Source organism: Hydrogenophaga intermedia (genome assembly GCF_000723405.1).
Taxonomy (GTDB): domain Bacteria; phylum Pseudomonadota; class Gammaproteobacteria; order Burkholderiales; family Burkholderiaceae_C; genus Hydrogenophaga; species Hydrogenophaga intermedia.
The window spans coordinates 64,999-76,346 of the sequence record NZ_CCAE010000023.1 but is presented as its reverse complement, the minus strand read 5'-3'; the positions used below and the strand labels follow the sequence as shown (position 1 = coordinate 76,346).

Here is an 11,348-nt window from a genome sequence, read left to right as displayed (position 1 = left end):
CTCCCTGCCGCCCCCCCCCCGGGGGGGGGCCCCCCCCCGCGGCGTCCCGCCCCCGTGCGCGGGGGGGCGCGGGCCCCCCCCCCCCCGCCGCTGCCCGACCTTCAGCGACTGGACGCCCCCCCGACCGACGCCGACCTGGCCCAGGCGCTCGCGCGCTGGCGCGAGGCCAACCGGCGCGTGGCCGAATTCCCGCGCGGCCACATGGATCTGCTGCGCTGGGAGGCCGCGCGAGCGCCCGCGCCCGCGCCAGCGCCGCCAACCCCGGCGCCGGCCAAGCCCCTGACGCTGGCCGAGGCCTTGAACATGTCCCTGCGCGAGCGCCCGGACCTGTTCACCCACACGGGCATGAACCCGCTTGAGCAGGCGCGCGTGCGCGTGGCCTTCGCCGGCCACGTGCGCGCGCTGCAGCAGGCCTGGATCGACGCGGTCGCGCTGCGCGCCTCGGCCCAACTGAGCACGGACGTGCTGGACACCGCGCGCACCGGCACCGAACTCGGCCGGCGCATGGTGCAGGCGGGCAACTGGCCCCACGCCCGCTTGCTGCAGGAGCAGCGCATCGAAGCCGAGGCCTGGCGCGCCCAGGGCGACGCAACCCTGGCCGCGCAGGCCGCGCTGGAGCGGCTGGCCGCCTTGCTGGGGCTGTGGCGTGCGGCCGAGGTTCAGGCGCTGTTCGAGCGCCTGCCCGATGCCCTGCCCGCACCACCCGAGCGGATGACACCCCCCGCCCCGGATGCCTCGCCCGAGGCCGCTGCGTTGCGCGGCGACCCCTCGCTGGCCATCGAGCGCGACCAAGCCGAGCGGATGTTCACCGGCCTGCCCGAGGGCCGCTGGGACGCCTGGGCGCGCGAGCGCGACGCGGCGCTCGAGGCCATGCCCGCGCCCGACGGCAGCACCGCCACGCCACCGCACCTGGGCGATCTGCGCCTCCTGCGCGAGCAGCGCCCGATGCAGGCAGAGGAGCACCGCGCGCGGCTGCTGCGCATGGCGAGCGAACGTCGCGCCATGGCACGCCTGGCCTGGTCGCAACTCGCCGTGCGCCACGCGCAGGCGCGGCACGCGGACCAGGTCATCGCACCCTTGGGCGACGAGCTGCAACAAGACATGCAACGGCGCGTCAACGGCATGCTGGAGAGCACCTGGACCCTGCTGGCCAGCGCCCGCGAACGCAGCGCCGGCCTGCGGACCGCCGTGATGGCACGCCGCGATTACTGGCGGGCGCAAGCCGCCTGGCAAGCCCTGCTGGCCGGCGACGGCTTCGCCATCGACGCCCCGAGCGGCGCGGGCGATGCCCCCACCAGCGGCGCCGGCACCCCCCACTGAGGACACCCCATGCAACGAAGACACTTTTTTGCCGGCGCCGCGAGCGCCGTCGCTGCCGCTGGCGTCAGCCGCGTGGCCCTGGCCGCGCTGCCCGAAGCCCCCCAACAGACCTCGGCCGACACGGCCGCTCCCTGGACGCCGCCCGGCGTCACCGGCGCAGGCCGCCCCTACCAACCCGTGGTCACACTCAACGGCTGGACCCTGCCCTGGCGCATGAACAACGGCGTCAAGGAATTCCACCTCGTGGCCGAGCCCGTGGTGCGCGAGGTCGCGCCCGGCTTCCACGTGAACATGTGGGGCTACAACGGCCAGAGCCCGGGTCCCACCATCGAGGTGGTCGAGGGCGATCGCGTGCGGATCTATGTGACCAACCGCCTGCCCGAGCACACCACCATCCACTGGCACGGCCAACGCCTGCCCAACGGCATGGACGGCGTGGGCGGCCTCAACCAGCCGCAGATCCCCGTCGGCAAGACCTTCGTCTACGAGTTCGTGGCACGGCGGCCCGGCACCTTCATGTACCACCCGCACGCCGACGAGATGGTGCAGATGGCCATGGGCATGATGGGCTTCTGGGTCACGCACCCGAAGCAGAAGCACCCGCTCATCGAGGACGCGCAGCGCGACTACTGCTTCCTGCTCAACGCCTTCGACGTCACGCCCGGCAGCCGCACGCCACAGGTCAACACCATGCTGGATCAGAACATCTGGTGCTGGAACAGCCGTGTGTTCCCCGCCATCAGCCCCTTGGTGGCGCGCCAGGGCGAGCGCGTGCGCGTGCGCATCGGCAACCTCACCATGACCAACCACCCCATCCACATCCACGGCATCGAGTTCGAGGTGACGGGCACCGACGGCGGCCCCACGCCCAAGGGTGCGCGCTGGCCCGAGGTGACCACCGACGTGGCCGTGGGCCAGATGCGGCAGATCGAGTTCATTGCCGACGAGCCGGGCGACTGGGCCATGCACTGCCACAAGAGCCACCACACCATGGGCGCCATGGGGCACGACGTGCCCACCATGATCGGCGCCGACCACCGTGGCCTGGTGGGTGCGCTGCAGCGCGCGGCGCCCGACCACATGGTGATGGGCGAGCGAGGCATGGCCGACATGGGCGAAATGCAGATGGAACTGCCCGCCAACACCTTCCCCATGATGACCGGCAGCGGCCCCCACGGCCCCATCGAGATGGGCGGCATGTTCACCGTGCTCAAGGTGCGCGCCGACCAGAAGCCCGGCGACTACAGCGACCCCGGTCCCTACGCCCAGCCGCCTGGCACGCAGGCCCGCCTGGTCGAGATCGCGAGCGCGCCCGAAGCACCGCGTGCCGCGCCTCGCCCCGCCGGACAGACGCCAGAACCCAAAGCCCGTGCGCGCAAGCCCACCGGCCACGCCCACCATTGACCCATCGAAGGAAAACCCCCATGAACACGCAACGACGCAACCTGCTTGCACTGCCCCTGGCGCTGGCCCTTCCCCTGGCGCGCGCGCACGGCGACGCCCACCAGGGCCACGGCGCCACCGCCGACGTGGTGAAGGAACAAAAGCCGTGGGGCATTGCCGGCGACGCCAAGGACGCGCGCCGCACCCTCACCATCCGCATGACCGACGACATGAAGCTCACGCCCAACCACATCGAGGCGCGAGAAGGCGAAACCCTGCGCCTGCGCGCGGTGAACGCGGGCGCGGTGATGCACGAGATCGTGCTTGGCACGCGCGAGGAACTGCAGGCGCACGCCGAACTCATGAAGAAGCACCCCGGCATGCAGCACGAGGAGCCCTACATGGCGCACGTTCCGCCGGGCCGGCAGGGTGACCTGGTCTGGAACTTCAACCGCGCGGGCGACTTCGAGTTCGCCTGCCTGATCGCCGGCCACTTCGAGGCCGGCATGCGCGGCACCATTCGCGTGCTGCCAAAACAAGGATGAACACCATGCACACCACGAACCGCCGACAACTCCTGCTGGCCGCCACCACCCTCGCGCTGCCGGCCTGGGCCCTGGCGCAAGCCAAGGCGCCGCTGCCCCCTCTGCAGGTCTGGAAGGACCCCAACTGCGGCTGCTGCAAGGACTGGGTCGCCTACCTTCAGGCCGACGGCTTCAGCGTGCAGGTGCACGACACGGGCAACACCGCCGTGCGCCGCCGCCTGGGCCTGCCCGAGCGCTACGCCTCCTGCCACACCGGCCTCATCGACGGCTACGTGATCGAAGGCCACGTGAACGCGCGCGAGATCCGCCGACTGCTGGCCGAGAAACCCCAGGCCCTGGGCCTGGCGGTGCCCGGCATGCCGGTAGGCAGCCCGGGCATGGACGACCCCGTCTACGGCGGCCGCCAGGACCCGTACGACGTGCTGCTCGTGCAGCGCGATGGCACGGCGCGGGTGTACCAGTCGTACTTCAATCGCAGGTGATGGGGCAGCTTGCGCCGACCCACGATCGTCCGAATGGCCTGACCAGATTGCCTGCGCAATCGGCCATGGCCATGCGCGCGGAACTCGTGTGAACGCCTCATCACAGAGGCCGCTTCGTCCCCCCATGAAACCGCAGCGATGAAAAGAGCTAGCCAGGCCGCCAATCCCACACCGTTGAAGACTTACACAACGCATCTGGACACACATGTCCAAACCCCGGAGACAAGCGCGACAGCGCCTACGACCGAAAAGCCGGTCGCCGCCCCCGAAAGCATCACGAGAACCCTGTCGAGCAAGAAGCTGGAGGACGCTTGGCCCGAAGCCGGTGCGGCAGTCAAAGATGTCGCCGCCATTCGCCGGCACCGTGCAGACAATTGGCCCAAGTTCCAGGGCGCGGTCAAGCCCAAGTACGTCGGCAAAGTCACGGCCGAGTCCAGACGCAACCTTGCCGCGCTGATGGAGCTGTCCGCACAACTGGAAACCGACTATCTGAACAGATACCCGGATGCGGCCAAAGCCTACATGCAGGTCCACTCCTACCAATCGCACACCCGATTTCTGGATGAGCCGATCAACGACATACCGTCCACCACGTCACTGAACGCGATCGGTTGGCGCAAAGGCATGCTCATCTATGTCGATGTCTCGATGAAGGAGTCCAAGGTCTGCTTCGTCATTGCGGCCGCGCCGCAAGGCGGCGGAGGCTCCTTGAAGACAGAGGAAGCCGATGAACACGGGGAGCTCAAACCCTGCGAAAGCCCTTGCTGGGGACAGGAGGAACAGGCGGTCCTGCAAATGCCCGGGCTGTTCATGGCCATTCATGGCGGCTTCTCGACGCGCGAGAACGTGATCGAAATGAGCAACCACATGGAGATTCATCCGGTGATGGTCCAAAAGGTGGTGCCGCTGGCCAAGCTGGGACGCGGCGCCGTGCGCACCAAGCCGCCCGAACAACCCAAGGGCAGGAAATACAACGACGGCGACTTCGCCACCAACGTCTTCCACGCCAAGGAACATCAGTTTCGTCCCGACAAGGCGCTGGTGGCCGCTTCGGGGGGCAAGGAGGTCAACACCTTGTTTTTCTCCTTCGCCGACATGCGCGAGCGGCTGAAGCTCGGAACGAAGGACCCAGAACAACTCGTCTACACCGTGGAGGATTTGCGCGACATGGCCACCAGCGCCGGCACCGCCATCCGGTTGTGGGCACACAACTCGGACCCGGACGAGGTCCTGCATTTCGTCGGCGTGGGCACGGGCATCTTTCAACACTCGGTCTGCGTATCGGTCGCCGTCACCCTCTTCATGCTGGCCCTGCACAATCGCCAGGGGGTGTACTACGGCAGCGAAGGCGCATTCAATGCTGCCAAGAAAATGGTCGCAAAGGTGTGCCAGGCGCTGCGCGATGAAGGCCAGGTCCAACTGACGGTGGACGCCTTCGTTCACAAGCTGCGCGAGCTGATCGAGACACACAAGAGAGAGCTCCCCGAAGACCGAAAGGCTGAAGGACAACACTGGTGCATCGGCGGCTTGCGCAAGGAGCGGCCCGATGTAGCGTTCCCTTTTCCGCCCACGGAGCACCCCCGTTCCAGGCGAATCCCACCCATACCCCCTGTCAAGGAGTTCGTATGAAGCTCTACCTACCCGTTGTTGCCGCGCTGGCCTTCGCCACAGCCACCGCCCTGGCCGCTGAACCCACCCCCGCCGAAGGCGAGGTCCGCCGCATCAACCCCGCCGGTCAGGAAATCACCCTCAAGCACGGCGAGATCAAGAACCTGGACATGCCACCCATGACCATGGTGTTCAAGGTGACCGATCCGACCCAATTGGCCAAACTCAAGGCCGGCGACAAGGTGCGCTTCACGGCCGACCAGATCAATGGCACCTACACCGTGCTGTCGATCGAACCCGTGAAACCTTGATCTGCGTCAACCCCGGCGCCCGAAACGGCGCCCGGCGAGATCCAGGCGCTACATATCGGCGAGCACAAGCCGATATGACGTGGGCGAGGCGGCCGAACCAAGAGCCGCCCCTCCTGACCAACGTTCCATGCGCTCCAACCTGCCCGTCTCCCAACAGGAATACGTCATCCCGGATGGCGTGACCCTGGTCTCCACCACCGATCTGCAGAGCCACATCACCTACTGCAACCCCGCCTTCATTGCGGTCAGCGGCTTCGGCCGCGATGAACTCATGGGCCAGCCGCACAACATCGTGCGACACCCCGACATGCCCCCCGAGGCCTTTCGCGACATGTGGGAGACGCTGCGCAGCGGCTCGCCCTGGTCGGCCCTGGTGAAGAACCGCCGCAAGAACGGCGACCACTACTGGGTGATGGCCAACGCCACGCCCATCGTGCAGGACGGCCAGGCCGTGGGCTATATGTCCGTGCGCACCAAACCCACACGCGAGCAGGTGCAAGCGGCCGAGGCCTTGTATGCGCGGATGCGCGCCGAGCGCGAGGGTGGCCAGGTGACGATGGGCCTGCGGCGCGGCCAGGTGGTGCACAAAGGCCTGACGGGCTGGCTGCGCCGCGCGCTGCGGCCCAGCCTGGGCCGCGCCATTGGCGGGGTCTGCGTGGCGCTGGCACTGGCCGGCCTGGCGATCGGCGAGATCGGCGCTCGCCTGGGCACCACAGCCCACATCGCCCTGGCGGTGCCATTGCTGGCGGCAGCCCTGCTCGCCGCCTGGGCCCTGCGCCGCCAGACCGTGCAACCGCTGGCGCAGGCCGTGCGCTTCGCCAACACCATGGCCGCGGGTGACCTCACCGCACGCCTGACGATGCGCGGACCGGCCGAGTTCGGCGAACTCGCCGCGGCACTGAACCAGCTCAATGTGAATCTGCAGGCCGTGGTGGCCGACGTGCGCCACGAGCTCGAGGGTGTGCAGGTCGCCAGCCACCAGATCGCCAGCGGCAACCAGGACCTGTCCTCGCGCACCGAAGCGCAGGCCAGCAACCTGCAGCAAACGGCGGCGTCCATGGAACAGATGAACGGCACCGTGGCGCAAAGCGCCAGCACCGCGCAAGAGGCCACGCAACTCGCGCAGCGCGCGGCCGCCGTGGCGCGCGACGGCAACAGCGCCATGTCGCAGGTCATCGCCACCATGGGCGAGATCAGCCACAGCTCGTCGCGCATCGGCGAAATCATCCAGGTCATCGACGGCATCTCGTTCCAGACCAACATCCTGGCGCTCAATGCGGCGGTGGAAGCGGCGCGGGCGGGTGAGCAGGGGCGCGGCTTCGCCGTGGTGGCGGCCGAGGTGCGCCGCCTCGCGCAGCGCACGCTGGAAGCAGCACAGGAGATCAAGACCCTGATCGAGGACTCGTCGGACAAGGTGAGGCGCGGCAGCGAGCTGGTCCACGGCACCGGCCAGACGATGAGCCAGGTGGTGGGCGCGGTGGAGCAGGTCAACGCGCTCATCGGCGACATCACGCACGCCACGCGCGAGCAGTCCAGCGGCATCGGGCAAATCAATCAGGCCGTGGGCCAGCTCGACGCGGTCACGCAGCAGAACGCGGCCATGGTCGAGCAACTCGCGGCGGCCGCGAGTTCGCTGCAATCTCAGGCCGAGGTGATGCACCAGGCGGTGCAGGTGTTCCGCCTGCAGCCGCGCGGCAGCGCCGAGGCCTGAGGGCCGGGCGCCGGCCATCGGCGCCTTCACCGGCATCGCCGTTCGCGCCGCGCCAGCGGCGTTTCACGGCACCGGCGCGCCGTTTCGTCTCGGCCCCGTGGCGCGCGCGGGGCCGGCGGCCGACAGTGCGGTCTCACCCACCGGAGACCGCCATGCAGCTCACCCCCGTCATCGCCATCCACCTCAGCGCCGCGCTCGCGGCGCTGGCCATCGGCCCCGTGGCGCTGTGGGCGCGCCGCAGCGGCCAGGCGCGCGCCGTGCTGCACCGCGCGGCGGGCTACGCCTGGGTCACGCTGATGCTCATGGTCGCCATCACGGCCGTGTTCATCCGTGACTACCGCCTGCCCAACATCGCCGGCTACACGCCCATCCACCTGCTGGTGCCCATCACGCTGGGTTCGCTGGCGCTGGCGTTCTGGCACCTGCGGCACGGGCGCATCCGCTCGCACCGGCTGATCATGATCGTGCTCTACATCAGCGCCTGCATCGTCACCGGCGCGCTCACCCTGCTGCCCAGCCGCTACCTTGGCCAAGTGGTCTGGGGCCAGTGGCTCGGACTCATCTGACACCCACCCCTGAAGGAGCTCACCATGAACATCCCCCTGAACACTGCCCCCACCACGTTCGACAAGGAGCTGGAACGCACCGCGCGCCGCCGCGTGGCCGCCCGCATGGGCTGGACGCTGCACGCCCTCATCTTCCTCGCCGTCAACGCCGGCCTGGTCTATCTGTCGATGCGCAGCGGGCGCGACTGGGCCATCTACCCCGCCCTGGGCTGGGGCCTGGGCCTGCTCATCCACGGCGTGGCCGTGTGGGTGCGCCTGGGCGGCGGTGGCCTGTACGAGCACTGGATGGACCGAGAACGCGAGCGCCTGCAGCGCGAACGCGGCCAGCGGCCCTGAGCCCCCACCCCCGGCATACTGCGCCCATGGTCGCCTTCAACCCCCGCACCGTGGCGCGCCGCGTGCTGATTGCCGCGGTGTTCAACACCGTACTGGCCTTGGCCATCAGCGCCATCAAGGGCGACAGCTTCGCCACCACCCTGCTGTACTCGCAGTTCATCGGCTTCTACATCTGGGCGGGCATCGACGGTGGGCGCTACCTGCTGTCGCCCACGGGCTGGCCTGGCGTGCGGCCCATGGCCGTGCTGGTGGTGGGGGCCGTGTTCGCCGGTTACGCCTTGGGCCTCGCCTCGGGCAACCTGCTGACGGGGCGCCCGCTGCTGTCCAGCACGAACAATCTGCCCGGCGCCACGGTGGGCTTCCTGCTCATGTCGCTGGCACTGGGCGCCTTCGGCGCCTACTACTTCACCAGCCGCGAGATGCTGGCCAAGGCCCGGCTGGAGCAAGAAGAGGCGCAACGCCAGGCCAGCGAGGCGCGGCTGCGGCTGCTGGAGTCGCAGCTCGAGCCGCACATGCTCTTCAACACCCTCGCCAACCTGCGCGCGCTCATCGCCACCGATCCGCCGCGCGCCATCGACATGCTCGACCGGCTCAACGGCTTCCTGCGGGCCACGCTCGCGGCCTCGCGCAGCGACGCCAATGGCGGGCGGCACACCCTGCGCGACGAGTTCGCGCGACTGGACGACTACCTCGCCCTCATGGGCGTGCGCATGGGCCCGCGCCTGCGCGTGAGCCTGGACCTGCCCGAGGTGCTGGCGCCCCTGCCCGTGCCCGCGCTGCTGCTGCAGCCGCTGGTGGAGAACGCCATCCGCCACGGCCTGGAGCCCAGCGCGCGCGGTGGCGAGCTCCACGTGAGCGCGCACCGCGAGGGCGACACCCTGTGCCTGAGCGTGAGCGACAACGGCGTAGGCAGCGAGCCGCCCGCGCGCGAGGGCTTCGGCCTGACGCAGGTGCGCGAGCGCCTGCAGGCCCTGCACGGCGCCGCCGCGCGCCTGGAGTGGCAGAGCGCCCCGGGCCAGGGCACCCGCGCGCGGCTGTACCTTCCCCTGCCGTCCACCCCATGAACGCCACCGCCCTCATCGCCGAAGACGAACCCCTGCTCGCGCAGGCCCTGCGGGCCGAACTGGCCCGCGCCTGGCCGCAACTGCGCGTCCTCGCCACCGTGGGCGACGGCGCCGCCGCCGTGGAACAGGCCTTGGCGCTGCGGCCCGAGGTGCTGTTCCTCGACATCCGCATGCCCGCCCTGAGCGGCCTGGACGCCGCCGCCACGCTGGCCGACGAGTGGCCCGCCGAGCAACCCCTGCCCGCGCTGGTGTTCGTGACCGCGCACGACGAGTTCGCTGTGCAGGCCTTCGAGGCGCAGGCGCTGGACTACGTGCTCAAGCCCGTGCAGCCCGAGCGGCTGCAGCGCACCGTGGCGCGCGTGCAGGCCGCTTTGCGCGCCCGCGCCGCACCCGATTGGGCGGGCCTGCGCGCCCTGCTTTCCGGAGCAGCGTCCGCCGCGCCCAGGCTGCGACACCTCATGGCCAGCGCGGGCAACAGCGTGCAGCGCATCGCCATCGACGAGGTGCTGGTGTTCGAAGCGGCCGACAAGTACGTGCGGGTGCTGACGCAGGGGCGTGAATTCCTGATCCGCACCCCGCTCAAGGAACTGCTGCCGCAGCTCGACCCGGAGGGGTTCTGGCAGATCCACCGCGGCACCGTGGTGCGGGTGGATGCCATCGATCGCGTGACCCGCGACGAAGCGGGCAAATGGCGGCTCACGGTGCGTAGCCTCGATGAGGCTTTCGCCGTCAGCCGCCTCTACGCCGACCGCTTCCGCGCGATGTGAAGCGGTGGCGCGTGGGGGCCATCGTTTCAGTCGTCCCAACCGCCACGGCGGCCGTCGCGGTAGCCGTGCTTGTAGCCTTGGTGGTAACCGTGCTTGTGCCAGTGCTTCGGCGGACGGTCGTGGCGCCATTGGCGTGGGTGTTGGTACACGGGGTAGGAATGCACCACCACCGGGTGCGGGTGCACGACCACAGGCCGTGGGTACACCACCACCGGGCGCGGGCTGTACACCGGGTAGCCGTAGGACGGGTAGCTGTAGACCACGGTCGGCGCGTTCGATACACCCACGTGCACACCGGGCGAGTTGACGCCGATGGACCAGTAGACGTTGTCGCGCGCCTGCGCCTGCGTGGCAATGCCCGACAGCGCCCAGGCGCCAGCGGCCAGCGACAGCAGGGCCAGGCCGCGCAGCGCGCGGTGGTGGCGGGGGCTGAGAGACAGGGTATTCATGGGGAGACTCCGGAGCGACGGCGGCATGCCGCAACCGAATTACAGACAATGCCGGGGCCGCGCGCACCCCACGCCCGGTCAAAGCTGTAGCAACACGTAAATGGCGACCGATCTTTACATTCCCCCTCAGGCCAAACCCCTACTCGATCAGTGGTGCGGCGACGGCCTCACCCGCCATTGGCCCAGCGAACCACGCGACAAGCTCTGGTTCGGTTTCGACCCCGAGCAGGACGAGGAGTTGCGCCACCGCTACGGCGCCTTGGTGGACGAAGCGCTGGCCGGCGGCCTGGCCGACTGGGCCGACTCGCCCCTGGGCCGCCTGGCCCTGGTGCTCTTGCTGGACCAGTTGCCGCGCAACCTGTTCCGGCGCCAGGCGCGCGCCTTCGCCGGTGATGCCCGCGCCCAGGCGCTCACGCACGCGGCCGTGGCCAGCGGCGAGGACGAGCGCCTGGCCGTGGTGGCCCGGGTGTTCCTCTACATGCCCCTGGTGCACGCCGAGTCGCTGCCCCTGCAGGACGAGGCCGTGCGCTGCTTCGAGCGCCTGCGCGAGCAGGCCCCGGCGTTCTGCCACGCCACGCTGGACGAGAACCTGCGCTACGCGCGGCTGCACCGCGACATCGTGGCCCGCTTCGGGCGTTTTCCGCACCGCAATGACGCCCTGGGGCGCAAGAGCACTGCAGAAGAACTGGCTTTCCTGAAGGACGGGCCGCGCTTCGGGCAGTAGCCGTCACACAAACGCCATCGATCCAACACGCGGCTGTCATCGCCGCTGCCTACAACCTTGTGCTTTGTTCTTACTTGCACGA

General features: G+C 69.6%; 13 protein-coding genes. 12 read left to right on the top strand and 1 reads right to left on the bottom strand.

The features are described from left to right. The 11 genes from BN948_RS14400 to BN948_RS14350 form a co-directional block, all read left to right on the top strand. The coding region (locus tag BN948_RS14400) for a hypothetical protein (protein WP_238327239.1) at positions 1–1,320 on the top strand (1,320 nt) is incomplete at its 5' end. A 9-nt stretch (positions 1,321–1,329) separates the two neighbouring features. Continuing rightward, positions 1,330–2,724: a multicopper oxidase family protein gene (locus BN948_RS14395; RefSeq protein ID WP_009516864.1), complete on the top strand. Its 1,395-nt coding sequence runs from the start codon at positions 1,330–1,332 to the stop codon at positions 2,722–2,724. A 20-nt stretch (positions 2,725–2,744) separates the two neighbouring features. After that, positions 2,745–3,248, top strand: coding sequence for a cupredoxin domain-containing protein (locus BN948_RS14390; protein WP_009516863.1), 504 nt, complete (start codon positions 2,745–2,747; stop codon positions 3,246–3,248). A 5-nt stretch (positions 3,249–3,253) separates the two neighbouring features. Continuing rightward, the gene (locus BN948_RS14385) at positions 3,254–3,730 is read left to right on the top strand and encodes a DUF411 domain-containing protein (protein ID WP_009516862.1); all 477 of its coding nucleotides are present in this window, start codon (positions 3,254–3,256) and stop codon (positions 3,728–3,730) included. A gap of 138 nt (positions 3,731–3,868) precedes the next feature. After that, complete coding sequence (locus tag BN948_RS14380) at positions 3,869–5,359, top strand: hypothetical protein (RefSeq protein WP_009516861.1); 1,491 nt, start codon at positions 3,869–3,871, stop codon at positions 5,357–5,359. Then, on the top strand, positions 5,356–5,649 hold the full coding sequence (locus BN948_RS14375; RefSeq protein WP_009516860.1) for a copper-binding protein: 294 nt from the start codon (positions 5,356–5,358) through the stop codon (positions 5,647–5,649). The genes BN948_RS14380 and BN948_RS14375 overlap by 4 nt, the downstream gene beginning before the upstream one ends. Positions 5,650–5,776: 127 nt before the next feature. Then, the gene (locus tag BN948_RS14370; RefSeq protein WP_009516859.1) at positions 5,777–7,360 is read left to right on the top strand and encodes a methyl-accepting chemotaxis protein; all 1,584 of its coding nucleotides are present in this window, start codon (positions 5,777–5,779) and stop codon (positions 7,358–7,360) included. Positions 7,361–7,512: 152 nt separating this feature from the next. Further along, positions 7,513–7,926 carry a DUF2306 domain-containing protein gene (locus BN948_RS14365; protein ID WP_009516858.1) on the top strand — a complete coding sequence of 138 codons (414 nt, stop codon included), beginning with the start codon at positions 7,513–7,515 and terminating at the stop codon, positions 7,924–7,926. Between the two features lie 24 nt (positions 7,927–7,950). Then, positions 7,951–8,262 (top strand): 2TM domain-containing protein, encoded by a 312-nt coding sequence (locus tag BN948_RS14360; protein WP_009516857.1) that lies wholly within the window; start codon positions 7,951–7,953, stop codon positions 8,260–8,262. A 26-nt stretch (positions 8,263–8,288) separates the two neighbouring features. Beyond that, a complete protein-coding gene (locus tag BN948_RS14355; protein WP_009516856.1) occupies positions 8,289–9,326 on the top strand; it encodes a sensor histidine kinase in 1,038 nt (345 codons plus the stop codon). Next, positions 9,323–10,093 carry a LytR/AlgR family response regulator transcription factor gene (locus tag BN948_RS14350; protein ID WP_009516855.1) on the top strand — a complete coding sequence of 257 codons (771 nt, stop codon included), beginning with the start codon at positions 9,323–9,325 and terminating at the stop codon, positions 10,091–10,093. The genes BN948_RS14355 and BN948_RS14350 overlap by 4 nt, the downstream gene beginning before the upstream one ends. A 26-nt stretch (positions 10,094–10,119) precedes the next feature. Here BN948_RS14350 and BN948_RS14345 read toward each other — a convergent pair whose 3' ends face one another. Further along, positions 10,120–10,542 carry a hypothetical protein gene (locus BN948_RS14345; RefSeq protein ID WP_009516854.1) on the bottom strand — a complete coding sequence of 141 codons (423 nt, stop codon included), beginning with the start codon at positions 10,540–10,542 and terminating at the stop codon, positions 10,120–10,122. A gap of 100 nt (positions 10,543–10,642) precedes the next feature. Between BN948_RS14345 and BN948_RS14340 the strand changes: the two genes are divergently transcribed. Continuing rightward, positions 10,643–11,266, top strand: coding sequence for a DUF924 family protein (locus BN948_RS14340; RefSeq protein ID WP_009516853.1), 624 nt, complete (start codon positions 10,643–10,645; stop codon positions 11,264–11,266). Positions 11,267–11,348 lie beyond the last annotated feature (82 nt).